The organism is Euzebya rosea, assembly GCF_003073135.1.
Lineage (GTDB): Bacteria > Actinomycetota > Nitriliruptoria > Euzebyales > Euzebyaceae > Euzebya > Euzebya rosea.
The window spans coordinates 152,015-178,614 of the sequence record NZ_PGDQ01000005.1 but is presented as its reverse complement, the minus strand read 5'-3'; the positions used below and the strand labels follow the sequence as shown (position 1 = coordinate 178,614).

The window sequence follows — 26,600 nt, the reverse complement described above, 5'->3', positions numbered from 1 at the left end:
GAGGTGGCCCGGACGCACGGTGGTTCTCGCCTGCCGCAGCAGGCAGAATGCTCTCAGACGTGGCCACACCGGATGCGGGTCCGAGGACGTCCGTGCCTCGAGCAAGCCGTGACTCATCGACGACCGGGACGGAGTCCTTCACGCATGGGCGAGCTAGTCACCTGGGCCTACCCGGCGATCTTCTTGGTCGCCGGCATGCTGTCGTGGCTTCTGGTCCCGGTCGCGATGAAGGTTGCCATCCAGCGAGACTTCGTCGACAGACCGGGCGGGTACAAGTCGCAGGAGAGCCCGGTCCCCTATTTGGGCGGCGTCGCCATCGTGGTGTCGTTCGCTGCCGTGGTCCTGGCTGCTGCGATCCTTCGCCCGCCCATCAGCGGCCTCGACGAGCTCGTTGTCATCCTCGGTACAGCCGTTCTGCTCAGCCTGATGGGGCTGATCGACGACCTTCGTGGGCTCGGTCCCTTCCTTCGGCTCGCCGTGGTCGCCGCTGCGACAGGGCTGCTGATCTTCACCGACATCAGTGTCCGACTCGTGGACAGCGGTGGTCCGGTAGACATCGCGATCACGATCCTCTGGGTCGCGGGCATCACCAACGCCTTCAACCTGCTGGACAACATGGACGGGCTGTCGGCCGGCATCGGCACGATCGCGTCGATCTCCCTGTTCGTCATCGCCGTCTTCAACGGCCAGTTCCTCGTCGCCGCCCTCTCGGCCGCGCTGGCCGGATGCGCCATCGGCTTCCTGCGGCACAACTTCCACCCGGCGCGGGTCTACATGGGCGACGCCGGTTCGCTGTTCATCGGTTTCGTACTGGCGGTCCTCGCGCTGAAGCTGCGGTTCGACGCTCCCCGGCAGATCACGGCGTTCGTCCCGATCGTGGTCCTCGGCCTCCCCATCCTTGACACGACCCTCGTCACCATCACCCGCCTTCGACACGGGCGGAACCCCCTCTCGGGCGGCCGGGACCACCTGTCGCATCGCTTGGTCTTCATCGGTCTGTCCGTGCCGCACGCGGTCAAGTCGTTGTACGGCGTCGCCATTGCGCTTGGCTGGGTCGGGCTCATCGTGTCGCGGTTGGACGTCGGTACCGCGTACCTCGTGCTCGGACTGGTGGGAGCCGTCCTGGTGACAGCCGGGTTCCTGCTCGGCCGAGTTCCCGTGTACTCCAACTCGATCCAGCGAAAGATCGTCCTCCAGTCCGTGGAGAAGACCGACGCCGACTATGCACACGAGCACCAGACGGCAGGGATGGCCAGCACCGACGGGTCGTGACCGTCCGACGGACAGGGCAGGTCTGGGCCACGCCGGTGGCGTCCTATGATCGTCGGCCCATCGCGCCCCGATGGCGAGAACGACAGAAGTGAGCACGTGACGCAGACAACCCCCCGCGAGCCGGCCCTCGACCGGGCCGACCCCGAGCTGTTCGACATCCACGCACAGCTCGGCGTCGGCACGTACCTGCGCCGGCTGTGGGACATGCGCGACTTCGTGGTCAGCCTGCCAGCCGCCAACCTCAAGGGGCAGCTGTTCGGCCAGCGACTTGGTGTGGTGTGGCTGCTGCTGAACCCGCTCTTCTTCTCCCTCGTCTTCTACTTCGTCTTCGGCGTCCTGTTCGAGACAAGCCGTGGCGTGGGCAACTTCCCGGCCTTCCTCGTTGTGGGCCTCTTCGCCTACCACTTCACCCAGCGGTCGATCACGAGCTGCCTGAACACGGTGTACAGCAACCGGTCACTGATGCAGACGCTGAGCTTCCCCAGGGCTGCCCTACCCCTCGCCTCGACCCTCGGAGAGCTCTACATCCACATCCCCGGCCTGTTCGTGATGATCGCCATCGCCCTCCTGACCGGTGTGCGGCCGCACCCGGCGTGGCTGCTGATCGTCCCCGCGGCAGTGATCCAGACCTTCTTCAACCTCGGGGTCGGGATGATCGCAGCTCGGGCCTCGTTCCACGTCCGAGACCTCCAGCAGCTGGCCCCCCATCTGCTGCGCGTGTGGCTGTACGTCTCCGGCGTGGTCTTTCCCGCCGACCTCCTCGCCGAGAAGGCAGGCGGGACCATCCTCACCATCTTCGAGGCCAACCCGATCTGGATCTTCCTGAGCATGTATCGCGACGCGGTCATCGATGGTCGTTTCCACGCATGGACCTGGGCATGGGGGATGTGCTACGCACTCGGTGCGACAGTGATCGGCTTCGTCTTCTTCCGAGGCCGCGAACGGAGCTACAGCAGTGTCTGATCTCGCTGGCATGCCACCGGTGGTGGTGCTGGACGACGTCCACATGCGCTACCGGATCTTCGAGGACGGGGGGAGACGAGCCCGGGCGCAGCGTCTGCTGCGCGGGAAGCGCGGTCGCACCATGCGAGAGGTACACGCCCTCAAGGGTGTGTCGATCACGATTCCCCACGGCCAACGGCTGGGGCTGATCGGCCGCAACGGCAGCGGCAAGTCCACGATGCTGTCGATCGTGGCAGGACTGCTCACGCCGACCGAAGGCCGCGTCCTGGCGTCTTCCTACCCTGTGCTCCTCGGGATCAGCGCTGCGCTGAACAAGGAGCTGAGCGGGCACAGCAACGTGATCCTCGGCTGCACCGCCCTCGGGATGCGCCGCACCGAAGCCCTCGACCGCGCATCGGAGATCATCGCCTACGCGGGGCTCGAGGAGTTCGCCCACGTACCGATGCGCGCGTACTCCGCCGGAATGCGGGCCCGGCTCAACTTCTCGATCGCCACTGTCGTCGAACCGGAGATCCTGCTCATCGACGAGGCGCTGGCTGCAGGCGACGCCCGCTTCCGCCGCCGCAGCAGGGACCGAGTGCGGGAGATCACCGAGCGCGCGGGCTCCGTGGTGCTCGTCAGCCACAGCACCAAGGAGGTCAGGGACATGTGCGACCGGGTCGTGTGGCTGGACAAGGGCAGCATCGTCATGGACGGACCGGCCGACGAGGTCACCGCCGCCTACGACGAGTCCGAGGGCGCGACATGAGTCCTGTCGTCGCCGTGGTCTCGATGGGCAAGACCGGGTCGAACACGGCTGTTGAGACCCTCCAGCACCACCTTCGCTCGGGCACCCCCCTGCTGCACCTGCACTCCACCAACGCACTTGCCGCACGACGTCGGGCAGAGGCTGCGAGGCGAGCCGGCGCGGTGCCGTCACGCCCGGTCCGAGACGCAGCGCGGTTGAGCGACTTGCTTGCGGATGGCAACCGGCCGGACCTCCGGATCGTGTCGTGTGTTCGTGAACCGTTGGGCCGCCATCTCTCAGCAGCGTTCCAGAACATCCATCGCCTTCTGAACGGCTACCGCGACCACCCGGGGCACGGGGCGGCAGCCGTCCTGCTGGAGCGAGAAGCCTCCTACCAGGACGTCTTGTGCCACACGGACGCTGCATCGGTCCTCGACCTGCTGCGCTCGTTGTGGCGCGACTTCCACGACGTCGACGGATGGGAATGGGTAGGCCAGCACCTGGAGCGTCCGTTCGCCGTCACCGTCAGGAACCGCCCCTTCCCCAAGGGCTTGGGCTTCGGCCGGTACGAGGCGGACAACGACGGGCCGCGAGCGGTGATCATCCGCCTCGAGGACATGAGCCGCCATCTCCCGGACGCGGTGAGGTGGCTCTGCGACGATGTCCTCGACCAGGACGTCGACATCGACATCGTCAACGCCAACCGGTCCGGGGAGAAGGCCTACGTCGGCCTGTACCAGTTCGCGCGTCGCCACCTCGGCCCGTCCGACGACCTGATCGGTCAGTATCTCGAGACCGACTTCGTCCACCATTTCTGGACGGAGGCCGAACGTGCGGACATGTGGGCAAGATGGCGGGCAACTCGGGACACCCTGTGACCGAGGCCGACCTGACCGCACGATCCGGGGGAGCGCACGTCCTCCGCTTCGTGTTGTCCGATGTCCGCCTGTCCCGTGTGGAAGTGGTGCTCCGGCGCGGGGGCGACGAGGTGCTTCTGGACACACTCCCGTGGCCCGACGAGGGCGTGCTCGTTCGCCGACTCATCAAGGTGCCGACGGACGGGACGGTGCACCTCCGCGATGCCACGAGCCGGGAAACGCTGCGGCCAGTACGAGCCACGCTTCGGCAGCCGGGTTCTGGCGAGCTTGCCGTACGGGCGGGTGCGGACTACATCCGTCGTCGCGGAGTCCGCAACGTCCTCTCGGTCCGAACCCTCGAGGCGCTGCGCCTGGCCCTCCGGCAAGGGGGCCCGGTCACCGGTGTCGCAAACCGCTTGGCCGACAGCCAAGTTGTGGGGCAGGGTGACCGGGACCTGCTCGACCAGTACCGATCACCAGACGGCGCCGTCGACCCGAAGTCGGTGCTTCGCGCAGGCTTCAGGGCACACCTGGACGCCTGGCTTGCCGCTGGCGGGTCACTCCGGCTGCCCCGGGTCGATCAGCCACGGACGAGCATCGTCGTGGTGACCTGGAACTCCCCAGAGCTCTGCCTGCAGGCGTTGCAGAGCATCGCACTGCATGGCCCTGCCGACAGCGAGACCATCGTTGTCGACAACGGGTCGGAACCGCTGACGCAGACGCTCCTGGACCGACTCGACGGCGCAACCGTGCTGCGCAACGATGACAACCTCGGTTTTTTGCTCGCGTGCAACCAAGGGGTCGAGCGGAGCAGCGGGGACGTCGTGGTACTCCTCAACTCCGACGCCCAGCTGCTGCCGGGCGCGATCGAGGCCGCGGCTGCCGCGCTGTCGGACCCGTCCATCGGTGTCGCCGGGGGTCCCATCGTCAACTACGACGGCCGCCTGCAGGAGGCCGGCTCCATCGTGTGGCGCGACGGGTCGTGTGCGCCCTACGGGCGGGGGCAGCAGCTCGGCTCCGCAGCAACGCACGTCGACAGGGACGTCGACTTCTGCTCGGGCGCGTTCCTGGTGGTCCGTCGGTCGCTTTGGGAAGCCCTCGGGGGCTTCGACGAACGGTACGCCCCCGCCTACTACGAGGACACCGACCTGTGCCTCCGGGCCTGGGAGGCAGGACATCGCGTCCGCTACCTCCGTGGCGCACCGGTGATGCACTTCGAGTACGGAAGCTCCGGCAGCGACGATGCCCGGTCGATGATGTCGGCGAACCGGGCGACGTTCGCCGCCCGTCATGCTGCGACACTCGCCGACCACCGTCCGTTCGACGAACGCACATGGGCTGCGGCCGTCCACCACTCCGCACGACCCAGGGTGCTGGTCGTGGAGGATCGGGTCCCGGATCCGTCCCTGGGGGCAGGGTCTCCCCGTGCCGCAGCGGTGATCGATGCGCTCCGAACGGCTGCTGCGACCGTGACGGTGGTCTGTACCGACCGGCGGACGACTCCGCAGGAGGTTGCCGACCGGTGGCGGACCGCACACCCGGACGTGGAGCTGCTGGTCGTCGGCGTGGACATCACTCGCGTGGAACTCGAGCATCGGGCCGGCGAGGTGGACGTGCTGTGGGTCTCCCGCCCCCACAACATGGCTGATCTGGGCGAGATCCCCGCCCGTACCGACGCCGCGGTCGTCTACGACGCGGAGGCCGTGATGCACGAACGGTACGTGGCCCAAGCACATCTGGGTGATGCATCAGCGGCAGCCATGGCGGACACCATGCGGGAGATCGAGCGGCAGGCGGTGCGTGACGCCGACGTTGTCGTCGCCGTGAGCGCCCGCGACGCCACGACGCTGGCCGGGATGGTCGAGCAGCCGCCCGTGACGACCGTGGTCGGCCATGCCCTGAAGGTGTCCGACCTTCCGATTCGATCCACCGAACAGGCCGGGTTCGGCATGCTGGCCGGCTTCACTGGAAACCGCTCCCCGAACGTCGATGCACTCCGATGGTTCGTTCGGTGGGTGTGGCCTGACCTGCACGAACGTACCGGCGAGCGCTTGGTAGTGGCGGGACGCGGCAGCCGCAGCGCTGCTGACGACCTCCGGACTGTGCCGGGACTCGACGTGCTCGGCGACGTCGCAGACGTGCAGGAGTTCTACCGGCGCATCAGTGTCGTGGTCGTCCCCACTCGCTTCGCCGCCGGCGTCCCCTGGAAGGCCCACGAGGCAGCGGCGCACCATCGCCCGATGGTGGTGACCCCACTGATCGCGACGCAGTTGGGGAAGAGCTGGACCGACGCGGTGGAGGTTGCCGACGACCCCAAGGAGTGGGTCGAGGCCTGTACACGTCTCATCGAGGAGCGGGATCTCTACGAGGCTCGCCGTCGCGCGGCCACTGACGCCGTCAGATCCGAATGTGCTCCCGCAAAGATCCTCGAGGGCGTCACCGACACCCTGGACCTCGCACTCGATCTCCGATCGTCAGGAAGCTGACCTCCGTGCCCACTCGATTCCTCATCACCGGCTTCGCCCGGACCGGCAGCACCCTGGTCAACACCAGCCTTCGACGTCATCCCGATGTGGCGATGCATGGAGAGGTCTTCGGCGACGACGAGTACCTGCACCTCTACGGCGTCGATCACCGCGTGAACCCCCCGTTGGACAGCGTGTTGCGGCGTTGGCGGGACGACCGTCCGATCTCGTTCCTGGACGACGTGGTCTTCGCCGCAGGGACGCACGAGGCGGTTGGCCTGAAGTTCAAGTACGAAGAGCTGACCCAACCGCGATGGGCCGATGTGCGGGCTCGAATCGTCGAGGACACGTCGATCAAGGTCGTGAGGCTACGCCGCGAGAACCTCCTGGCGAGGTACCTGAGCGAGTACAAGGCCGTGAACGTCACGGGCGTCTTCAACGTGCAGGGCAAGGGCCAGCTTCCACCGGATCCCGTGGTGACACTGGATGGGGACGCTCTCGAAGAGGCGTTCCGCAGGAGCGTTGACTGGGAGACGCACTTCGAGGAGGAGTTCGAGCAGCACCCGGTCCTCGACTTGACCTACGAGGCACTCACCGCAGACGTGTCGACGGCCCTCCGCGACATCCAGTCGTTCCTCGGCGTCGCCCCGACGTCGTTGTCCGTCACGACGCGGCAGTTGAGCCGCACGCCGCTGCACCGGTCCATACGGAACTTCTCGGCGCTCGCCGAGCGGTTCGCCGGAACCCGCTGGGCAGGGTTCTTCACGGTGGACGACCCGTTCCCTGCAGACGCGGGGTCCGTGAACGATGCCGGTCCGGCCTCCAGTCCCCCCACAATCGGGTCACCTCCTCGGCGAGTCCTGTTCGGTACCGCGCCGGCCACGCCGACGTTGGCGCCGAACGCTGCCGCCCGCTACCCGGGTGTACGTCTGGACGCGACCTTTCGTGGCCACATCCTCGTCATCAGTGGGGATCTCCCGTCGACGGAGGGGGTCGTTCGCGTTCTGGACGGGACCCGCGTGATGCGGACCGTACCCATCCAGTCCAACGGACGCTTCCACGCAGAAGTGTCGGCCCTCACGCTGCCGTCCGACGCTCGCGTCGAGGTTCGCGTCCTTCAGGGCAGCGAGCACGCGACGGTCGGATGGGTCTCCGGAGAGATCCAGGTGGAGCTCCCAGCCCCGCCGAGAGGGGCACTGGCACCCGTGTTCGTCAACGGCACGCCACGGAGTGGGACGACGTTCCTCATGCGCTTGTTGGGTACCCACCCCGCCATCGCAGCGATCGACCGCTATCCCTTCGAGACGCGCCACCTCGTGTACTGGCTCCACACACTCGACGTGATCACCGCCCCGGCAGACCGTCGGGATTCCACCACCCCGCACGACCTCATCGCGGCGCGTCGCTGGACGGGCTCGAACCCATACGCGACACACGACCACGGGTTGCCGTTCGAGGTCGCCGGTTCCGTCCTCGACGTCGCGGTCCGGGCAGTCCACTCGATCGCGGAGACGACCTACCGCAGCAACGCCGATGCCACGGCCACGTTGATGATGGAGAAGTTCTGTCGGGGACCCCTGGTCGAACTGGCACGTCGGATCTTTCCCTCGACCCGGGAACTGCTCATCCTTCGCGACCCGCGAGATCTGGTGTGCTCGATCCTCGCCTTCAACGCCAAGCGGGGGCGTGCAGACTTCGGTGCCGCGAACGCAGAGGGTCCTGCGCATCTCCTCAGGATGTGGACGGACCGAACGCGTCGGACCCTGGAGAGCTATACCGAACGCTGGACAGAGGACCGTCGAATGCTCCTTCGCTACGAGGACGTCGTCCGTCACCCGCAACACTCTGCGCAAAGGGTGTTCAGCCATCTGGATCTCGCCGACCCAGCCGCAGCGGCGGCGTCGGCAGCCAAGCAGGCCCTGCAGGACACCTTGTTGCGTGATGTCCATGCCACGTCCTCGGACACGGGATCGATCGGCAGGTGGCAGCACGAGATCGCGCCAGAGGACCTGAAGGACACAGCCGACGACATCCAACGGTTGCTTGACGACATCGACAGCGCGGCTGAGCCCAGCTAGCCGAATCGCTCGCGAACCCATTCCAGGCGTGTTCGATACGCCTCGTTGTCGGGCGCCAGCCGAACGGCCTCAACGAACGACGCGAGCGCTCGTCCCTGCTCGCGGGCGCCCATCAACACCTGACCGAGCACGAAGTGCGCCTGCGGTAGTTCCGGAACGAGGCTGACAACGGACTGCGCAGCTTCCACCGCGAGGACGTGGTCCTTTTTCTGATGGCGATAGCGCGCCCAGCGGATCGAGTCCAGCGGGTTCCCGGGGCGCAGGGCTTGCAGCCGTAGCAGGTTTTCCTCGACGGCCGCACATTCGGAACCCATCAGACCAGCGTCGACCGCCGCCCGGAGTGCGAAGACCTCGAGTCGTGGCGGGGGGTCCCAGCGATCCAACAGCGATGCTGCATCGTCGAGTCGCCGGCCCCGGACGAGGGCCTCGAGCAGATGGATGTGCAGCAGGTCCGCACCGGGAGCGTCCTTGATCGCCCGCTCGAACAACTCCGCCGCCTCGATGAACTCCCCCTTTCCCACCGCCACAGCTCCTCGCAAGACGTTCAGGCTCCACCTCGGGTCCGCTTGCTGTCGCCCTCGAACGAAGGTTGCACAGTGGCCCCCTGCCGCGACAGGGTCGGGCCGCAGCCCGTGCTCCTCGAGCGCCGCCATCACCGCGCGGCAGCCATCGATCCCGATGACCTCGGGGTGCAGCTCCAGCACGACAGCATGGACTCGGTTCAGGGCGGGAGAAGCAACGAGCTCTCGTTCCATCCCCTCAACGTCCATGACCAACAGATCACAGCCGTCGCCCACCAGCTCGTCGATGGAGCGCGTGGGTACCGAACCTGCGGTGGCCTGGCTGGTTACGCCCTTGGACAGGAAGCTCTCGTCGGCCCCAAGCACCCAACCCCTGGCTTCGGTCCCATCCGGCACTGCAGCCACGTGGAGAATGTCAACGTGGTCAAACGCTTCGAGATTGCGTCGTATGGACGGGATCAGCACCGGGTTGGCTTCGACAGCCGTGACGTGCGTTGCCGACGCACCCACACGGCGCGCCACCATTCCCAGACCGGACCCCAGTTCGACGACGTTCCCGGGACCGTTCTCGAGGACCACCTCCGACAGGAAGATCTCGTCTCGCTCGTACGTCTCGGCCAGAAGCGCGTATCGATGCACCGGTTGCAGGAGACCCGCCGGAGCAACGATGGTCCCCCCGGCAGTTCGGACCTGGACGAGCTCCGTCACCGAGCGAACCTCAGTCCTCGTAGCCGAAGAGATCCAGTTCGTCACGGAGCTCCGCGGAGGCCGCTTGGACCACGTCAACGGTGAGATGCTGCTCCCACCGCCGAACGGAGGCCTCCCTGGTCGGGGTCGTCCGGTGGGCCGAGGCGCGAGAGTCGCCGTCCCCAGCCTCCACGAGCTTGTCAACGAGATCATCGCCGGCGTCCAGGTGCAGGCTACGCAGCAGGCCCTCGACGGAGTCGTGAGGTGTCGCCACCAAGTCCTCGTACCGGACCACTGGCGTGTCCGGAAAGAGCGACAGGTGGTCGGCGATCACGGTGATGTTCCCCTTCCACCTCTGGAAGAACTCAAGAGGGGTGTCCTCGGCACGCGCCCCGAACTCGTGCACGCCGCGCTTTGCGTTGAACGCGAGGATGGAGGCGAACACGTCCCGAGGGTCCCGGATGAGCACGAAGTCCCTAACGTCCTTGAAGAGCTCCTGTACAAGGAGGCGATCGTGGACCCCGCGTGCCTTCTCCACGAAGTGAGTCACATCGCCGCGACCGTCCGTGTAGGCCCGGTAGAAGGCCGCCGTTCGGTCGACTCCGAGCTGGCACAAGGCGGACACCTGGTCGTCGAACAACTCGTGGCGGACCGTTTCCTCCTTGATGAGGTCAGCGGCCAGATCGTGGTCGCTCCCGGCCCACCAGAGCGGGCTCGAGTTGACCTCACCCCCGACGATAGGTGCCATGCTTGCGGCAGGTCGGCTGAGGGACCTCGCAGTCTGCGCCCAGTAGCTGGCCAGTCGGAGATCGTTCCCGAAGGGGTTGTAGCAGGTCAGCGCCGGATGGGCGGCCAGCACGCGGGTGAGCCAGGTCGATCCCGAGCGCCCGGTCGTCGTCATCAGGAGCGGCTGCAGGTCGGGCTGGACGAGGCCATCGGCCACCAGCCGTCTGTTCGTGCTGATCGTGGCGAACCGGAACGTGCTGCCATCGCCTGCCTCGACCATCACCTCGATCTCCGGATGAGTCCCCGTCGCAAGGAGAGTGCTCGCGAACGCGAAGCCAACTGGTTCGTCGCCGTGCGCCTCGAGATGCGGACGCGCTTCGAAGGTCTCGGTCCGGCCCAGAACCTTCCGATCCGCCTGCAGCCACACGGCACGAGGCGGGCCGGCAGCCGGGCGGACGTGTCCCACCAAGCTCAGGACGTTGCTGGACCACGCTGCGTCGTTGCTCCGCTCCCCGACGTATGCGCTGAAGATCCGAGGGTCGGACCGATCGATCTCTACATACGCCCCGCCGGTCGCCGCAGATGTCTCCATGAAAGCGCAGGGTAACAGGCTGCCTCCCGAGACCTTGATGGGCTGCGCCCAGGTTCCGTCCAAGACGGAGCGGCCCGCAGACATCGATGGCCACGGGCGTCGGCTACAGTCCGTCGGCGTGCGTACGTCCACAGTCAAGCGCAAGCGAGACCGCGCGGCCGCAGGTCCAGATCGTGTCAAACGGCCCCTTGTCGTCCTTGTAGCCGCCGCGCTCTCCGTCTTGTTTGCCATCGAGGCGTTGGTCCGCCTGTCGAGCTCAGCATTGCCCCTGCCCGCGCTCTCCTACCACGAGCGCATGGATGCGCACCTTGCACTCATGGAATCCGTCGTTCAAGACGGAGGAGCCGACATCGTTTTCCTTGGATCGTCGATGACAGGGCGAGCTTGGGACGGTGCCCTCATCGCGCGCTCCACCGGGCTACGGCCATATGTGGCGGCCCTTCCCGGAAGCAGGTACAGCGACCTCAACCTGTGGTGGACCGACCACGTGCAGCCACTGAACCCCGACATCGTCGTGCTGGAAATCTCTACCGTCCTCCTGGAGCCAGGTCAAGCAAATCCTGGATACACCGATCTCCCCGCCGGCAGGCAGGACATCATCGGCCGCTTGGACTTCGCCTTCGGGACGGTATCGGAGGCGTGGCGCAGACGCCGAGTCCTTCGCGCACCCAGTACCTGGTGGGGATCTCAGGACCCGGTTCGAGTCGCCATCACGGAACAACGACCATGGGGCGACTTCGGTTCTCTGGAGGGCACAAACGACGCCGAACCGCCCTCCAACATTCGGCCCCTCGATTCCAGACACCAGCAAGAACACTTGGTTTCCCTCGTCGCGAGGCTAAGCGAGGAGGGAAAGCGAGTAATTGTCACCCGACTCTCTAGACACCCCGACCTGCTGGCCAACTACATAGTCGACGGCGTGGATACAGGGTCCCTGGCGACCGAAGCTGCAGTGACCGCCGCATTAGCAGCAGGTGCTGAGTTGGCGGATAGCGACTTCCCTGATTACCCCCCATCCAACTATGCGGACCTCTACCACGTGAACAGTGAGGGCCGAGATCGTGCCACCTCACAACTCCTCGAAGAATTCAACCGACTAGGCGTCCGCGCATGACCTTCAACTCGCTTGGCTATGTCTTGTCGCTGCCCTTCGCCGTGGTGGTTTACCGGCACGTACCCGAACGCCTGCGACTTATCGTCCTCACACTTCTCTCCTACGCATTCTATGCAGTGTGGGACCCGCGGTTCATCGCCCTTATCATTGCTAGCACATTGGTCGACTTCACCGTCGCACGAAGAATGCAGCGAGCAACTTCGCATCGGCGACGTCGCACCCTTCTGTTCGTGAGCCTGACCACGAACCTTGGCCTTCTTGGAACCTTCAAGTACTTCAACTTCTTCAGGGAGAGCTTCGCCTCCCTGATGGAGACCTTTGGACTCCAACCCGACGCCAGCACATTGCAGATCATTCTCCCGGTGGGCATAAGTTTCTATACCTTCCAAACGCTGTCGTACACTATCGATGTTTACAAGCGAACCCAAAGTGCGATCGAACGCCTCGACCTGTTCGCTGCGTACGTGGCGTTCTTCCCACAGTTGGTTGCAGGACCGATCGAACGTAGCTCGACGCTCATCCCGCAGCTTCGTCAGAGTCCGTCGCGGCTCGGCCAGGACGACGTATTGGACGGGTTATGGCTTTTCGGGCGCGGCCTCCTCCGAAAGGTGGTGATCGCGGACACCATGGCTCCGATCGTTCAGCGCACCTTCGATAGTCCCGCCGAAGCAAGCTGGAGCATGGGTGTAAGCGCCGTCCTCGCGTTTTCCCTACAGATCTACGGTGATTTCTCGGGATACACCGATATGGCCCGCGGTTCGGCGAAGTTCCTTGGCATAAACCTTAGCCAGAACTTCCGCCGCCCCTACGCGAGCAAGGGCCCCTCGGAGTTCTGGGACCGCTGGCACATAACGCTTTCGCAATGGCTCCGCGATTATCTGTACATTCCGTTGGGGGGCAACCGCGGAGGGCTGTGGAGAACTATGCGCAACCTCATGATCACTATGTGCCTCGGAGGCCTGTGGCATGGAGCAGCTTGGACTTTCGTCGCATGGGGCGCGGCCCACGGGGTTTGGTTGGCAGTTGTTCGGGTAGCTCGCATTATGGTCCGCCCACGTCGGACATCTAGAGCAGGTCAAGCGATCGCTGCTATGAGCACGTTTGCAGTTGTTACCCTGTTGTGGATCCCCTTCAGAGCCGAATCATTTAGCGATACAATGGGCGTGCTCCAGTCCTTGGGCCGCGGCGGACCCATCGTGTTCGAGGAAGTCGCGCTGGTGTCAGCGGCTGCATTGTTGACAGTTGCCATCGATCTGAGCGAGAGCAGGGTTTCTCACGTGCCGGCACTCGCCTTACGGGCGCCTGCTCGCACCGGCCTGATCGTCGGCCTCGCCTCCGCACTCATCCTCGCATTCTCTGGCACCTCATCTGTTCAGTTCATCTACTTTCAGTTCTAGGGAACAAGACTGTGGGAAGCGCAAGAACTCAAGACGAGTTGCCGACACGCTCTCGACCCCCGGGTCAGCACGCTGTCGTGCACATTGGTGCCACCAAGTCCGGGTCAACCGCGGTTCAGGACTGTCTGAACGCCAACCGCAAACTCCTCAGGTCCCAGCACCGAATCCACTACTGCCTGACGGGACTCCGCGGACTTACCGGCCACCATGCGCTCGCGACGTTGCTTGCACAAGAGCCGACCCACTCGATCGCAAGTCGTCTTGGCGACGAGTTGGGACGCATAGATGAGGATTCGACTCCCGTGCTCAGCACCGAGTACCTGTCAGTTCCTGCCATTGCACGAGTAGTGGTCCCGGTGCTGAGCCGGGTGCTGACAGCGGCCGGGTTCTCCATGGACGTCGTGGTGGTCATCCGTCACCCTGTCCACTGGCTGGAGTCGCTGTACGCACAACGCATCAAGTCGGGTGAGGAGACACGCCCGGTCGATGAATGGTTCGCCGACGGGCAGGCATCCGACTGGTCCGCGGACCGCCTGACCGGCGCACTACGACCTTGGTTGGGCCTGGACGTCCCGGTACGGGTCACGGCGCTCCCTTATGTCCGCGACTCGGCACCAGACGGCGACGCAACCGAGCAGTTCCTGCGCACGGTGCTGAACATCCCGCACGCCCCGCAGGCTGCCGAGTGGCGCATACCCTCCAAGAACGCCAATCCGAGTCTTCCAGTCGCCGCACTGGAGGTCGTCCGACAAGCCGTGCAGTGCGCTCCCGGAACGCCTACGGCCATGCATCATCCAGGCGCATTGCACCAAGGCGTGCAGGCAATTGCCGCCGGTCTCGACGAGATGGCGCCCAGCTACCGGTTGCTGGATGATGAGCGGCGCAGCGCCATGACGGCGACCTTTAGGGAAGAATGGGCGAAGCTGTCCGAGTTCGGTCCGTTGGGTCGTCTCACTGAGCCCGAACGTCTTCGCGACCGTGACCTGCCCCCACTCCCTGCAGAGGTCACATCAGGGCAGGCGACGGTAGCTCCAGAACTCACCGCGGTGGCACTGGGCCTGTCCTTGCACGCCGCCGGGGAGGCCACCCTCAGAGCTCGAAGGTTGAGAACGCGTCTGGACGAACTCCAGAAGTCCCGCTGACTTACCGGGGGCGCAGACACAAGACAGTCTGCAGGTTGTGGTGCAACGGTAGGACCTCGGCGATCTCGAAGTAGCGGCCCCAGACCTGCTCGATGTAGCTGCTGGAGTGGAAGGCCTGTGCACGATAGGGACCTCGCTCGGTGAACCGGGCAACCGACCGCCCCGGGGGCAGTGGCCCCCCAACCCTGTTGGCCAAGTCGGCGTCGGCGTCCTTCAGGCGCTGCCTCTGACGACCCGCAAGGGGATGGTCGGTGGTGAGCATGTCCCAGGTCGACTCGTCGTGGACCGTCACGTATGCCAAGCCGCCGTCGCGAAGAACCCTGGCGAGCTCGGCCAACCAGTGGAGCTCGAAGACATCGATGTGCGTGAAGACGCTGAATGCCGTGAGCACGTCCACCGACGCATCGCGCAGCGGCAGCGCTGGCAGCGCGTGGTTTCCGATTGGACGTACGTGGCCAGGCATGTGCTCGGCAAGCCATCGGACGTGCCGGTGATTGAGATCCGAGCCCCAGACGACGTCGTACTCGCCTTGAAAGGCGTAGTGCCGCAGCACCCGCCCGCTCGCGCATCCGAAGTCGAGGATGCTCCGGGCAGTGACACCGTGTCGCTCGATGGCCGCCCTGACCTTCAGGTAGTCAACGAGGCCCTTGATCCAGAAGGCGACGTCGTCGCCCGGCCGGTAGCCCTCCCGGTCATCCGAAGGCGGAATCGGAGCAGTGTCTCGGCTTAGGGTCGCGTCGAGACCGAGGCCCGGATCGAGATCCGCAGCCTCGGCCCACACAGGGTGGCCCCTGACCGCGGCGGTAGAGAAGGTCGAAGGCGGCTCACCGTTCCGAAACGGCTCCGTCTCCAGCCCGTTGCGGGAGATGTCGTCCTCCCACCGCGCCGGACGTCCGTTCCGCATCCGGTTCGTGATGATGCGGTGTACGTCCTGGCTCGTGGGGGCCGGGTTTGCCGCGTCGTCGGCCACTGGTAGTCCTTCGGGTGCGTCTAGTTCGTTGGAGGAGCCTAGACAGTAGGCCAAGCGCAGACGTCGAGGACGATCGCGGTTGGTGAGAGACTTGCCGCCCGTGCCGCATCGGACTTTGGGAGTGACCGTGAGCCAGCCAAACCATGAAGGGCTCGTCGACAAGATCGTGGCCCTCGGGCCGTGGCATCTTGATGTGCGTCTCACCGAGGACCTCAGCACCGCGGTCTATCTCGACCACCTGTCGTCGGAGGACGCCGAAGCGCGTGTGTCCTTCCTTCGACCGGAACGCCACTGGAAGTCCCTGATGCACCGCATCTATCCGGACGGCCTGGAGGGACGTTCGTTCCTCGAGTGTGCGTGCAACTGTGGCGCCTACAGCTTCTGGGCGAGGGAGCTCGGGGCGTCGAGCTGCACTGGGTTCGACGTCCGCGAACACTGGATCGAGCAGGCCCGGTTCCTCCTGCAGCACCGAAAAGGACCTGTCGATGGCATCCGTTTCGAGGTATCCGACCTACTCGGCTTGGAGAAGGTCAGCCCACCCGTGGGACCTGCCGACATAACGATGTTCCAAGGCATCTTCTACCACTTGCCGGATCCTGTGGCGGGACTGAAGATCGCTGCGGACCGGACACGAGAGCTCCTGTTCCTCGACACGGCGTGTCGCGTCGACCTTCCCGACGGCATGCTGGCCGTCACCAAGGAGAGCACCGAGATGCTGATGTCTGGTGTCCACGGCCTGGCGTGGTTCCCGACCGGCCCCCGAGTGCTGGAAAGCATCCTGCGCTGGCTCGGCTTCGTCGACATCAAGGTGGCCCATTGGTTCGCCGAGACCAACACTGCACGCGACGGCTACGGGCGGATTCGCGTGCTGGCCTCTCGTCGCCCCGGACTGCTGGAGCCAATCGAGTCAGTCGCGGCGCCGACCGTTCTGGAGACCAAGAGGATGTATCCAGCGGCGGCGGATGACTAGGTCCGCCGTGTTCGTCCTCGCCCACCCGCACATCGAGGAAGCCAACGCCTACCTCGGACTACTCGCCAAGGCCTTGCGGGCGGCAGGTGTCCGCTACGAGGGGTGGTCCTGGCGGGCACTGCTGAGGCATCCTGTCGACATCCTTCACGTGCACTGGCCCGAACTAGCAGTGGGCCCGCGGAAGACAGCGGCAGCAACGGTGAAGCTGGTGGAGTTCCTCGTCCTCATCACGGTGTGCAGGCTCCGACGCATCCCGGTGGTGTGGACAGTGCACAACGTCGGGTCCCACGAGCGTTGGCACCCCGTTCTGGAACGCGTTCTGTACCTGGTCTGGACTCGATCGGTCGCGGGTGTCATCTCGTTGTCCGAGTCAGCGCTGCAGGAGGCACAGAGGCGCTATCCGCGTCTTCAGCACATTCCGAGCACCGTGGTTGGACACGGCGCCTACGAACCCATAGTGGGGGACAAGCAGGCGGCCAGGACCGACATGGGCGTCGACGTCGATCGAAGGCTTCTCCTGCACTTCGGTCACCTGCGCGAGTACAAGGGGACCGTTGACCTCATCGATGCTGTTCAGGGACTGGACGCCGACGCAGTTGTCCTGGTGGCGGGGCGGGTTCGCCCGCCGGAGCTGGCGAACGTGCTGTCGCAGGCCGTTCACGGCCAAGTGGACGTGCGGCTGGAGCTGCATCAGCTGAGCGCAGAGGAGCTACGCACGCGCCTTCTGGCATCCGACGTCGTGGTGCTCCCCTATCGCCGAGTCTGGCACAGTGGAAGCGTCCTCCAGGCGCTGGCCGCACGGCGCCCGGTCATCACCAGCGATGACCCCGGGATGCTGGAGCTCGCCCACACGGTCGGACAGGGATGGGTTCGGACGGTGCCGACCCCCCTGACCCCCGACTCATTGCGGCGCGCGCTTCGGTCGATCGAACGCGATCCGCCCACTGGCGTACCGAACCTTGCAGGACAGGACTGGGAACGGATCGCAGACCGTACAGTCCGACTCTTCGAGGCAGTCCGAGCCAGGTCTTCTACGAGCTGACCGAGACCTCGTGCCCACCCTCGACGACCGCCCGAGCTCGGGCGCTGTGACGATCCGCCAGTGCCTGGGAATCGTGCATGACCGCGAACGGGTCATCAGCGAAGGGGTCGGGCAGCAAGCCGAGGGAGTAGACGTGCACGTCATCGCACAGGACAACGTCGAGTCCCAGTTCTCGCACGCGGAACGACATGTCAACACCAGCAGCTGCCGCTGTCGCGAAGCTCGGGGAGAAGCCGCCGACGGATGCGAACGTGTCCTTCGTCATGGCCATGCAAGTGGAAGGCAGCCCCTGCCACCCCGGGGACGCGGCGCCCATGAAGTCGCGATGGAAACCACGAAGCAAGGACAAGACCTCCAGTCGGCCATCCTCCCGCGCGCGAACGGTCAATCCCGCTTCCCTGATGGAGTCGTCCTCGTAGAGCGTGACGGGACCCGCCGCCCCCGTTCCGGGACGCTGCACCACAGCTGCGAGGCGCCGATACCAGTCGTGCTCACTTGGCATCGCGTCCCCAGCAAGCACGATCAGGACATCCGCTGCGGCGAGGTCTGCTACCAACGTGGCGCCGACGGCCCCAGTCACTGCCGTGTCGAGGATTACGCCCGTCACGCTCGCGTCGTACAAGGCGTCGAGCTGATGCAGTCGGTCCTCGAAGTCCCCCGCTGAACTGGGGTCCGTGCACACGAAGAGGAACTCGATCTCGTCGTGGGCACCAGCGGCATTGGCCAGATGGTGCTCGATGAGGTCAGGCCGGTCTCCAACGGCCACGATTGCGGTCGCCAAGAGGGGAGCCGGTGCCTGCCCTAGCCGGATGGTCCGATCGACTTTCGCCGACCGCTGGGACTCGAGCCGGTGGCCCAAGCTGCTGAGGAGGATCTGGTTCTGCCGGTCATCCGCCAGGGCTCGAGCCATCGCCTGCTCGACGATGTCCCTCGGTATGGCCCCGCGGTCGTCCTCGGGGCTTGGAAGCGACACTTCGAACAGGTGGCCGTTCGCGCTCTCCCATTCCAGCTTCCAGCCAAGCGCGGGCGGGCTGGGGATCTGGCACGTGACATGCGCCGAGAACGCAACGATGGTTCGATCCGGCGCGTTGGGGGATATGCCGAGGGCCTCCTCAACATCCGGACGACGGTGCCGAGTCATGTGGCTCGCGAGCTCCACTCGCTCGCCCTCCGGGGACACCCCGAAGATCGTCTGGATTGGTGACTCACGATCGACGAGCCACCCCTGCACCCAGAACTGGTGCGGGCTGATCGCGACGAACATGTCGGCGTACCCCGCCTGTGGGGCGGCATGATCCTTGGCGTTGACCTTGGTGAGGGGAGTGCGCAGGTGAAGCCGAGCGACGCGCAGGTCAGTGGCTGCTGCGGCGCCCGGACGTTCCTGCAATTCCGTGACGGCTTCGACCAAGAACTCGAGCAGCCGGTCGCGCCACTTCATGTCCTCGACCGAGAGGTAGTCCTCGAGCAGTTCTTCGAGTGTCAACTCCTGTCGTTCACCCTGCACGAGAACGACGGCCTTTCGGCCTCGGACGGCAAGCTCGGAGACCTCGTCCACGCGTACGACCTTGGCAGCGGCCACTAGGGTTCCAGAGGGATGCCCGTCGCCTCCCGGCAGGCGGATGCACGTTGCAGGACTCACGCTGCCAGCCCCGGTCACCTCCGCGTGACCACTCACGCTCACGTCCGCCAACAGCAGCAGCTCCAACCCACCCGCGAAGGGTGCGTGGGCAACGACTCGCGCTTCACCAGCTGACTGGCCAATTCGGGGATCCACAGTTGTCACTCGGCCATCAGCTCCTGATACATCTCGGCCAGAACCTTCACGTGGGTCGTCATGTCGTAGATCCCGGGGATGGCCGCGTGCAGCTGATCCCAAAGGCCTTCCGTGCTGACCGCGCGAGCCAGCACACGAGCAAGGTCCAGGGGGTCACCGACCGCGAAGTGCAGCCCGTCCACACCATCGGTGACCTTTTCGGCCATGCCACCGATGTTGCTACAGATAACGGGGCGTCCATGGATGAACGCTTCTTGGATGACGAGCGGTGAGTTCTCCCACCAGACCGACGGGACGACTACCCAGTCCACCTGCTCCATGAGCGCGGGCAAGCTGTCGTGCGAGTAGCGGCCCATCATCCTGACCGTCTCGGAGGTCCGTTCGCAGAGATCCTCGACCTTCTCGCGGTACTCCTTCCTCTGCAGGTCCAGATTTGCGCCGTGGACCCTGAGCTGGGGCATGGCAGCCTCGCGAGGCAGCAGGTCGGGGTCCTCCTCCAGGTGCAGCATGGCCTCGAGAAGGACGTCAGCCCCCTTGAACTCAGTGAGTTGGCCGAAGAATCCGATGCGGTTCCGGGCGGATCGGTTGTGCGTATTCGCCACCGCGCGGGGCTTTGACCGTCCGTAGTCCTCGACGACAACCCGCTCCTCGGACAGGCCCCACTGGACATAGCGGTCCCTCAGGAACCGGCTTGGGGCGATGAACCGATCGACGAGCGACAAATGGCTCAGGATCAGGTTCTTGCGCAGGAAGAACTCCTGCGGCTTGATGTGCGGGAAACACTCGTGACACCGCCGAGGCGAGGCCTCGGAGCAATTCGAGTCGTCGAACGTCCGCACCATCTGACCGTTGCGGTAGCAGATGGGCAGGAACTCGTGCAAGGTGTAGAGGATGACCGCGTCCGGGAGAGTCCGACGAACCTCACGGATCATGTCGAAGCCAAGCATCCAGGTGTGCTGGAAGTGGACGACGTCCGGCGTCGTTGCTTGGAGGAATCTCCTGAAGTGCTCGGAGTAGAAGCGCTTGTCCGACATCGACCCGATGAAGTCGTCGAAGCGGTAGCCCTCACCGTAGAAGTAGTACTGACCGTCGTCGTCTCCAGCGGGCCCGATCTGTCGATCCGGATGGATGCGTCCGCTTCGCGCGAGCGGCGGGCCACCGCGCGCGAGGAAGATGGGGGCCACGTCATCCTGCTCTCGCATCGCCTTGTACAGCTCGAGCGCGTAGGCCTCCGCACCCCCCGGACGCAGCTCGGGATGGTTATGACACACGTACAGGACTGTGGTGGACACGACCGCGCCTTCTCCGCCGACTTCGGGCCCGACCCGCGTGCTGGGCCCCGCTCTTCGGCGCAGTATAGGGTTGCCAAACAGCCCTCCCTCCGACCGGCAAGGCACGTGACCTTCGTTTCGATCAGCTTTCACAGCAGTACTGAAGGGCAGGCGGCGTCCTCTCATGTCTCGGGCGTCTTCAGGGCGCTGTGTGGGTTGGGCTGGATGGGAACCCTTCTCGCAGGGGCCTCGGAAAAGGGAAAGCTCGGCCGGTACGCAGCCCTTCTCCGAGGCGCCTGGGCAGCGAGAGACGCCGACCTGTGGTACGTCCGGGCCCATCCGGTCGCTGCTGTCCTGACCCTGATACCGAGGCGGTTCCGACCGCTGGTGGTCCTCGAAGTCAACGGTGCCACGGATGACCTACTGGCCGTCTACCCCTCGATGCGACGGATCGGCTCCCTGCTCCGCATCGCGGACCGGACGGCCATGCGCCGGGCAGAAGGAATCGTCGTGGTAAGCAAGGGACTGGCTGGGTGGGTCCAGGGGCAAGCTCCAAGGACCCCTGTGACGGTCGTCGACAACGCAGCGGACCTCGAGATCTTCCACCCCGACGCCAAGACGGGCCTCGCCCTTCCCCATCGGTACGTCGCCTTCTGCGGGGCCCTCGCGCCGTGGCAAGGGGTTGATGTGATGGTGCGTGCGCGTCAGGACGAGGCTTGGCCTGAGGGTGTCGAGCTGGTGGTCGCCGGAGAGGGAGCAATGAGCCACCAAATTGATCGGGGACCTGCCCTGTGGCTGGGCGTCATCCCCCTTGCCGACGTCGCCGGTGTGCTCGCTGGCGCTCTCGCGGGACTCAGCCCCAACACCCGGACGACTCGAGCCGGTAGTGCAATGAAGCTCTACGAGAGCATCGCGTGTGGGACGCCGGTAGTTGCCTCCGACGCTGGAGATCAGGAGCACATCGTCACCAAGGGAGGGCTGGGATTGACCTATGCCGCGAACTCTCCCCGCGAACTGGCGAAAGCGGTGGCCACGCTGGATGCCTCGCCCGATCTGCGGTCGCGCATGGTGCAAGCCGCCGTCCAGCAGAGACTGGCACACGGCTGGTCAGCTCGCGCGTCGCGAATTGCTGAGTTCGTCGAGAGCCTTCCGTAGCCTCAACGACCCTCGTGCGCGAGCTGGACAACCAAGGAACGCCGAAGGATCGAGAGGTCGAACCTAAGGAGGTCCCAGCCACTCCAAGTGCAGAAGGCCTCCCAGTACTCCTCGTCAAGCTCGTGCTCCGTCGGGCTCCGGCGACCCTTGTGGGACTGCACGGGCCCAACCAGCCCAGCAGGCATGTCGTGCTTCCGCGTCACACCCCGCGCCATTTCCGCCGCTGCCGGTTCGAGGGGCCAAGGACGGGTGCCGATGAGGAACATGTCACCACGCACGATGTTGATCAGCTGCGGGAGCTCATCCAGGTACCAGTCCCTCAGGACCTTGCCCACACGGGTGACGTGGGTCTTCTCCATCGCCTTGATGTGTGTGGGCCCGTCCCCCAGGCCGTCAAGCGCCGGGGCGCTGAGGGTGCGGAACTTGAGGAGGTCGATCTCGCGGCCCCGGGAGATACGGCGCTCGACGAAGAACACCGGACCGCGGGCGTCGGGGTCGAGGAGCCCTTCGGCCTTGATCGCCGCAGCAATGGCCAGCACGACAGGGGTGGCCGGAAGCAGCAGGGCGGTAGCCAGCGCGCGCTCCCATGCCTCCTTGCCGCGACGGCGCAGCGGGGCCGGGTCCCGGCGTTCGGGGCTGCCCAGCCACGACGGTCGCCCACTCACGATCGCTGCTCCCCGATAACACGGCCGATGATGTCGTCCAGGCTGAGCTCCGGTTTCCACCCGATCAGCTCGCGCACACGCGTGGTGTCGGGGACACGCCGTTCCATGTCCTCGAACCCTTCCTCGTAGGCCTCGTCGTATGGAACCATCCGGACGTCGCTCGTCGAACCGCTCAGCTCGATCACGCGCGTGGCGAGATCAGCGATGCTGACCTCGTCGCTGCTACCGATGTTGAAGACGTTCCCGAACGCCCCTTCGGTACGGATCAGTGTGTCCAGCGCCGGCACGACATCCCCCACGTCCACGAAGCAGCGTGTCTGCGCACCGTCTCCGAATACCGTGAGGGCCTGTCCACGAAGGGCTTGGTTGACGAACCGTGGCACGACCATGCCGTAGTGCCCGACCTGCCGCGGCCCGACGGTGTTGAACAGTCGAACGATGACCGTGGGCAGGCCCTTCTCGCGGAAGTAGGTGTAGGCGAGGATCTCCTCGATCGCCTTCGCCTCGCTGTAGGCCCAACGAGACTTCAGCGGCGAGCCGAGGATGCGGTCATCGTCCTCCGACAACGAGTCGGAGGTGTTCTTGCCGTAGATCTCACTCGTGGACGTGACCAGGACCGGTCGTCCGTACTTGTGGGCCTTCTCGATGACCGTTTCGCTGCCGAGGATGTTGGTCCGCAGGCTCTCGACGGGCCGTCGGACGATCAGGTCGACGCCGACTGCTGCTGCGAGGTGGAACACCACATCGGCACGGCTGACGCAGTCGTCGACGAGGTCGACGTTGAGGATGGACCCCAGGACGAACTCGAAGTCCGGGCGCCCGATCAGGTGCTCGATGTTGCTGTGACGCCCCGTGGACAGGTTGTCCAGGGCGATCACGTCGGCGCCGTTGGCGATCAGGTGGTCGGCAAGATGGGACCCGATGAATCCCGCCCCGCCGGTGATGAGGGCGCGCACGCCGCTTCCTCGCCTTCTCTTGGTTGGGTTGGTGATCCAGAGTACGACCCGTGGGGTCGGTGCCGACGCGACCGGTGGTTCAACCCCCATGGCCACCTCGACGTCGACTTGCGGTCGACCCTCGACGCGGGACTCGAGTCTTTCGCGTGCCTTCAGGCCATGGCGCTGTCGTAGAGCGTCTCGTGCGCTGCAACCAGCGACCGCGTGCTGAATCGATCGGCCGCGTGGGCCACGGCGGCCGCCCCCATCCGGGAACGCAGGGCGGCGTCCGACAGCAGGTCCAGCAACCCCTCCCCCACCGCGGCGCTGTGCGGGGGCACCACCAGGCCCGTGACGCCATGCGTGACGACCTCGCCCACGCCGCCGACGTCGGTGGCCACCGCCGGCACTCCGGCGTGTGCCGCCTCGACGAGGGTCACGGGCATGCCCTCGTTGTCGCTGGTCACGATGATCACGTCAGCGGCCGAGAGCACGCCCCCGATGTCGCTGGTCCACCCGAGGAACGTGACCGCGTCACCGAGCACGCTCGCCTGGCGCTCGACCTGGGCCCGACGGTCGCCGTCGCCGGCGATGACGAGGTGTGCGTCGATCCCCCGTTCCCGGACGTCCTGCACGGCCCGGACGGCACGGTCCGGCCGCTTGATGCCGGTGAGGCGCCCGATGAACACCACGACCGCTCGGCCCTCGGGGATCCCGAGCGACCGCCGGGCCACCGCCGCCGGCATGGTCGGCAGGGGATCGATGCCGGGTGGGATGACGGTGTACTGCTCGGCCCGCCCGATGCCCGCCGCCAGCAGGTCGTCGCGAACCGGTGTGCCGACGGTGACGATGCGGTCGGTCCCTCGCGCCAGCTGGCGTTCGACGGTGACGATGCCCCGGCGGACGGCCGGCCGGAAGTAGCCGTGCAGCACGTGCCCGTGGAAGGTGTGCACGATCCTCGGCCGGCGGCCGTTCCTCGTGGCCAGGCGAGCGGCCGTGCGCCCGAGCGCCCCGGCCTTCGCGGTGTGGGTGTGCACGACGTCGGGACGCAGCCGGCGCAGCTCGCGGACCAGCGCCCCCATGGCCCGTGCGTCGTCACCGGCCCGCAGGGCCCTGCCCAGCCCGGGGACGGGACGGGTCAGTCTGGACCCGCCACGGACGTCTCGCCAGTCGGCCTCGCCCTCGTCGACCTCGCCGTGGAGGACCACGGACTCGTAGCGGTCGGGGTCGAGGCCCTCGGCGACCGCGAGCACCAGCGCGGCCGGCCCACCCACGTTCAGCCGAGCGATGACCTGGACGACGCGGATCCGATCAGTCACCGGGCGTCAGCGCCAGCCGCTCGCGAAGGATTCCGAGCTGCTCGTGGTCCGGGTCCCGTGCCGAGACCTCCGCGAGCAGCTCCTCGGCGAGCGGTCGGTTGCTGTCGGCCACGAAGAGCGCCACCTCGACCTTCAGGTCGAGATGATGGGGTTCGTGGGCCAGCGCAGCCACGTAGTCCTGCTCGGCCTCGTCGCGGCGCTGAAGGGCTTCGAGGGCCCGCGCCCGGGACACGAGCGAACCGACGTGGTCGGGTTGGATCGAGAGGGCCCGCCCGAACGCCGCCACGCCTTCGTCGAGTTCGCCCAGCTGCAGCATGCCCAACCCCTCCCGGTAGGGGTAGTCCACCTCCCACGGCGCCACCTCGGATGCCGCTGACCAGGACGCCTGGACCAGCTGCGGTTGCTGGGCGGCTACGGCGGCCAGGCCGTCGCTGGCCCTCAGCTCGGCACGCAGGGGCTTGGTGCCGATACCCAGGCCTGCAACCACGAGCACCCCGGCAGCGGTCCAGGCGGCAGGAACTGCCCATGCCGGGGGACGGACGCTCGTCGCGGTCCGCTTCCTGCGCTGGACCGTGGTGACGTCCGAGCCGGGCAGCACGAACGACGCCACGGCGTCGGGCCAGGCCATGCCAGCGAGCATGCCGGCGGAGACCATCGACAGGGTCAGCAGCGCTGCCACGTCGAAGCTGGCCAGCGACTGCACCGTCACGCCGGCCCACACGCTGGCGAGCCCTGCGACGACGAGCCGATCGAGTCCCTCGGCCCGCCTGTAGGCCCGCACCGCTGCCCACAGGCTGACACCGACGAGGAGCAGCCAAGCCAGCAGGAGTGGGAACCCGCCCCCGCTCAGCATCTGCATGGGGACGCTGTGCGCGGCGTCGGTCTCGATGGTGACGTCGACCCGGTCGGCGGCGGCCGGTGAACGGTAGAGCCGGTAGAAGCGCACGAACCGGTCGAACCCCACACCGGTGAGGGGTTGGTCGACGCCCATGACCAGCGCGGCGTCCCAGTAGAAGCGCCGCAGCACGACACCGGTCGTGGACCCCAAGCGTGCCAGCGGGCCGAGCTCGAACGTGCCAAGGGCTCCGAGCACCGCGGCGATGACGGCTGTGACTCCCAGTGCCGGCAAGCCGACGCGGCGAAGCGTGCCGCCCCGAGCGGCCACCCACGCCCCGAGAGCGACCATCGTGGACACCCCGGCAGCGACCACGCCGACCACCGACCCAGCACCCCCCACGATGAGGATGGCTGCGACGATGCCGGCCGCCGCAACGCCGCGCTCCCACCCAGCCGCTCGGCTGTCGATCGCGGTGAGGGCGGCCAGGCCGAGCAGGGACCCGCCCCACGCGCCGGCGAAGTTCGGGTTGGACAGCGTGACGAAGACCCCGGACACGCTGCTGGACACGGGGAAGGGCTCGGCGCCGAGGACCTGGAGGAGGGCGTAGACACCGAGCAGCACGAGCGCGGCGAGCATGCTCCGGCGGAAGGCATCGACGAGGGTCCGCCCGGACGCCACCGCGGCGAGCATGCCCAGGCCCCCTGCAGTGCCGTAGAGCAGCCAGCCGATCTGTCGGGAGGGCACCCCGAAGAACGAGGCCGCAGTGTTGTCGGCCAGGAGCGTTGCGATGCCGGCCACGGCCAGGAAGAGGCCCAGCGCTGCGGACCACGGCGACACAGGCCAGCGTCCCGTGCCGCGCCGGCCGGTCGAGACCACGGCGATCCCGACCAGGGCGGTGAGCAGAAGACTCAGGAGCGCAAGCTTCGTGGCCTCGAAGGGGTCGCGGCCGGCGAAGCGGCTGGCCACGGCAACAAGGGCCGGGGTCCCGCCAACGAGCCACTCCCAGCGGCTCGGTCGGCTCGTGGCGGTCATCAACGTCTGTGTCCTCTCGTCCTGCCCGGCGGATCCTCGACCCAAGACGGTACCGGTGCGGAAACGACTTGGGCCCCATCCGGATGGA

General features: G+C 66.3%; 21 protein-coding genes. 12 read left to right on the top strand and 9 right to left on the bottom strand.

What is annotated here, in order from left to right; genetic code table 11:
- The first annotated feature begins 144 nt into the window (after positions 1-144).
- The 6 genes from CUC05_RS07980 to CUC05_RS07955 all read left to right on the top strand — a co-directional run bounded on the left by CUC05_RS07980 (position 145) and on the right by CUC05_RS07955 (position 8,362).
- Complete coding sequence (locus CUC05_RS07980) at positions 145-1,272, top strand: MraY family glycosyltransferase (protein WP_157965348.1); 1,128 nt, start codon at positions 145-147, stop codon at positions 1,270-1,272.
- Positions 1,273-1,368: 96 nt separating this feature from the next.
- Positions 1,369-2,235, top strand: a complete 867-nt coding sequence (locus CUC05_RS07975; protein WP_157965347.1) for an ABC transporter permease — start codon at positions 1,369-1,371, stop codon at positions 2,233-2,235.
- A complete protein-coding gene (locus CUC05_RS07970; RefSeq protein ID WP_240606219.1) occupies positions 2,228-2,983 on the top strand; it encodes an ABC transporter ATP-binding protein in 756 nt (251 codons plus the stop codon). Before CUC05_RS07975 ends, CUC05_RS07970 begins: the two co-directional genes overlap by 8 nt.
- Before the next feature lie 260 nt (positions 2,984-3,243).
- On the top strand, positions 3,244-3,840 hold the full coding sequence (locus CUC05_RS07965; RefSeq protein ID WP_157965346.1) for a putative capsular polysaccharide synthesis family protein: 597 nt from the start codon (positions 3,244-3,246) through the stop codon (positions 3,838-3,840).
- Complete coding sequence (locus tag CUC05_RS07960; protein ID WP_170127952.1) at positions 3,837-6,305, top strand: glycosyltransferase; 2,469 nt, start codon at positions 3,837-3,839, stop codon at positions 6,303-6,305. Before CUC05_RS07965 ends, CUC05_RS07960 begins: the two co-directional genes overlap by 4 nt.
- Before the next feature lie 5 nt (positions 6,306-6,310).
- Positions 6,311-8,362, top strand: a complete 2,052-nt coding sequence (locus CUC05_RS07955) for a sulfotransferase (RefSeq protein WP_157965344.1) — start codon at positions 6,311-6,313, stop codon at positions 8,360-8,362.
- Here the strand turns inward: CUC05_RS07955 and CUC05_RS07950 are convergent.
- Together CUC05_RS07950 and CUC05_RS07945 are read right to left on the bottom strand one after the other, a co-directional pair.
- Entirely contained in the window at positions 8,359-9,591 is a 1,233-nt protein-coding gene (locus tag CUC05_RS07950; RefSeq protein WP_108665552.1) for an FkbM family methyltransferase, read from the bottom strand. The two genes, CUC05_RS07955 and CUC05_RS07950, sit on opposite strands and share 4 nt — an antisense overlap.
- Before the next feature lie 10 nt (positions 9,592-9,601).
- Complete coding sequence (locus tag CUC05_RS07945; RefSeq protein ID WP_157965343.1) at positions 9,602-10,888, bottom strand: sulfotransferase; 1,287 nt, start codon at positions 10,886-10,888, stop codon at positions 9,602-9,604.
- 118 nt (positions 10,889-11,006) lie between these two features.
- Here CUC05_RS07945 and CUC05_RS24575 point away from each other — a divergent pair, with 118 nt between their 5' ends.
- The 3 genes from CUC05_RS24575 to CUC05_RS07935 all read left to right on the top strand — a co-directional run bounded on the left by CUC05_RS24575 (position 11,007) and on the right by CUC05_RS07935 (position 14,541).
- Positions 11,007-12,002, top strand: coding sequence for a hypothetical protein (locus CUC05_RS24575; RefSeq protein WP_157965342.1), 996 nt, complete (start codon positions 11,007-11,009; stop codon positions 12,000-12,002).
- The gene (locus CUC05_RS07940; RefSeq protein WP_108665550.1) at positions 11,999-13,399 is read left to right on the top strand and encodes an MBOAT family O-acyltransferase; all 1,401 of its coding nucleotides are present in this window, start codon (positions 11,999-12,001) and stop codon (positions 13,397-13,399) included. Before CUC05_RS24575 ends, CUC05_RS07940 begins: the two co-directional genes overlap by 4 nt.
- Before the next feature lie 302 nt (positions 13,400-13,701).
- A complete protein-coding gene (locus tag CUC05_RS07935; RefSeq protein ID WP_157965341.1) occupies positions 13,702-14,541 on the top strand; it encodes a hypothetical protein in 840 nt (279 codons plus the stop codon).
- 1 nt (position 14,542) lies between these two features.
- On the opposite strand, the gene CUC05_RS07930 is transcribed toward CUC05_RS07935, so the two are convergent.
- Positions 14,543-15,511: a class I SAM-dependent methyltransferase gene (locus CUC05_RS07930; protein WP_108665548.1), complete on the bottom strand. Its 969-nt coding sequence runs from the start codon at positions 15,509-15,511 to the stop codon at positions 14,543-14,545.
- Positions 15,512-15,638: 127 nt separating this feature from the next.
- Here CUC05_RS07930 and CUC05_RS07925 point away from each other — a divergent pair, with 127 nt between their 5' ends.
- Together CUC05_RS07925 and CUC05_RS07920 are read left to right on the top strand one after the other, a co-directional pair.
- Entirely contained in the window at positions 15,639-16,481 is an 843-nt protein-coding gene (locus tag CUC05_RS07925) for a class I SAM-dependent methyltransferase (protein WP_157965340.1), read from the top strand.
- A complete protein-coding gene (locus CUC05_RS07920; protein ID WP_108665546.1) occupies positions 16,474-17,523 on the top strand; it encodes a glycosyltransferase in 1,050 nt (349 codons plus the stop codon). Before CUC05_RS07925 ends, CUC05_RS07920 begins: the two co-directional genes overlap by 8 nt.
- On the opposite strand, the gene CUC05_RS07915 is transcribed toward CUC05_RS07920, so the two are convergent.
- Both CUC05_RS07915 and CUC05_RS07905 read right to left on the bottom strand, forming a co-directional pair.
- Positions 17,513-19,078, bottom strand: a complete 1,566-nt coding sequence (locus CUC05_RS07915) for a glycosyltransferase family 2 protein (protein ID WP_157965339.1) — start codon at positions 19,076-19,078, stop codon at positions 17,513-17,515. The genes CUC05_RS07920 and CUC05_RS07915 overlap by 11 nt on opposite strands.
- A gap of 224 nt (positions 19,079-19,302) precedes the next feature.
- Entirely contained in the window at positions 19,303-20,589 is a 1,287-nt protein-coding gene (locus CUC05_RS07905) for a glycosyltransferase family 4 protein (protein ID WP_170127951.1), read from the bottom strand.
- A gap of 204 nt (positions 20,590-20,793) precedes the next feature.
- Between CUC05_RS07905 and CUC05_RS25110 the strand changes: the two genes are divergently transcribed.
- The gene (locus CUC05_RS25110; RefSeq protein ID WP_170127950.1) at positions 20,794-21,723 is read left to right on the top strand and encodes a glycosyltransferase family 4 protein; all 930 of its coding nucleotides are present in this window, start codon (positions 20,794-20,796) and stop codon (positions 21,721-21,723) included.
- A 2-nt stretch (positions 21,724-21,725) separates the two neighbouring features.
- Here CUC05_RS25110 and CUC05_RS07895 read toward each other — a convergent pair whose 3' ends face one another.
- From CUC05_RS07895 to CUC05_RS07880, 4 genes are all read right to left on the bottom strand, one after another.
- Entirely contained in the window at positions 21,726-22,388 is a 663-nt protein-coding gene (locus CUC05_RS07895; protein ID WP_276308888.1) for a sugar transferase, read from the bottom strand.
- Complete coding sequence (locus CUC05_RS07890; RefSeq protein ID WP_108665541.1) at positions 22,385-23,344, bottom strand: NAD-dependent epimerase/dehydratase family protein; 960 nt, start codon at positions 23,342-23,344, stop codon at positions 22,385-22,387. The genes CUC05_RS07895 and CUC05_RS07890 overlap by 4 nt, the downstream gene beginning before the upstream one ends.
- A gap of 152 nt (positions 23,345-23,496) precedes the next feature.
- A complete protein-coding gene (locus tag CUC05_RS07885) occupies positions 23,497-24,642 on the bottom strand; it encodes a glycosyltransferase (protein WP_108665540.1) in 1,146 nt (381 codons plus the stop codon).
- A complete protein-coding gene (locus CUC05_RS07880; protein WP_157965337.1) occupies positions 24,635-26,512 on the bottom strand; it encodes an O-antigen ligase family protein in 1,878 nt (625 codons plus the stop codon). The genes CUC05_RS07885 and CUC05_RS07880 overlap by 8 nt, the downstream gene beginning before the upstream one ends.
- Positions 26,513-26,600 lie beyond the last annotated feature (88 nt).

Bases quoted from the DNA above. Each gene is read 5' to 3' on its own strand.
- CUC05_RS07940 (WP_108665550.1), top strand. From the start codon at position 11,999: ATGACCTTCAACTCGCTTGGCTATGTCTTGTCGCTGCCCTTCGCCGTG.
- CUC05_RS07880 (WP_157965337.1), bottom strand. From the start codon at position 26,512: ATGACCGCCACGAGCCGACCGAGCCGCTGGGAGTGGCTCGTTGGCGGG.
- CUC05_RS07980 (WP_157965348.1), top strand. From the start codon at position 145: ATGGGCGAGCTAGTCACCTGGGCCTACCCGGCGATCTTCTTGGTCGCC.
- CUC05_RS07945 (WP_157965343.1), bottom strand. From the start codon at position 10,888: ATGGAGACATCTGCGGCGACCGGCGGGGCGTATGTAGAGATCGATCGG.
- CUC05_RS25110 (WP_170127950.1), top strand. From the start codon at position 20,794: ATGGGAACCCTTCTCGCAGGGGCCTCGGAAAAGGGAAAGCTCGGCCGG.
- CUC05_RS07920 (WP_108665546.1), top strand. From the start codon at position 16,474: ATGACTAGGTCCGCCGTGTTCGTCCTCGCCCACCCGCACATCGAGGAA.